The sequence below is a fragment of the Evtepia gabavorous genome, from assembly GCF_003425665.1.
GTDB classification, from domain to species: domain Bacteria; phylum Bacillota; class Clostridia; order Oscillospirales; family Oscillospiraceae; genus Evtepia; species Evtepia gabavorous.
In genome coordinates, this window is the sequence record NZ_QQRQ01000061.1 from 1 (window position 1) to 412 (window position 412).

A 412-nucleotide genomic window follows, 5' to 3' on the forward strand; every position below is an offset into this window, starting at 1 on the left:
ACTGCATATCGCTCAGATAGTTAAAATCACAGAAGGTCACATCACTTGCTTCAAGCCCATAATCTTCTCTGATATCAAAAACAAGACCAATACGCATAGATCATCCCTCCCTACCTGCCGCCGCACAAGAACGATTCATAATGGGGATGACTTCCCGTTCATGTCTTATGCTGGCTTCAGAAACTGATTAAACGATTGATAATAAGAGATTATCCTCACTCCTACAACAAAGACGGGTATGCCAAACCGATGGCATACCCGTCTTTGTCACGCAAAATGTATTTTATTTCTGGGGTGTTTTTCTAATAGAATATCCCGCTGTTTTTTACCAGCCACATGGGTGTAGATTTGTGTCGTCAAAATGGAGCTATGCCCGAGCAACCGTTGAATATATCGAATATCTACGCCTTCT

Annotated in this window: 1 protein-coding gene; it reads right to left on the reverse strand. The window is 42.0% G+C overall.

Annotation, left to right across the window (positions count from 1 at the left end; genetic code table 11):
• Positions 1 to 267: 267 nt before the first annotated feature.
• The coding region (locus tag DV520_RS12075; protein ID WP_148881891.1) for a tyrosine-type recombinase/integrase at positions 268 to 412 on the reverse strand (145 nt) is incomplete at its 5' end.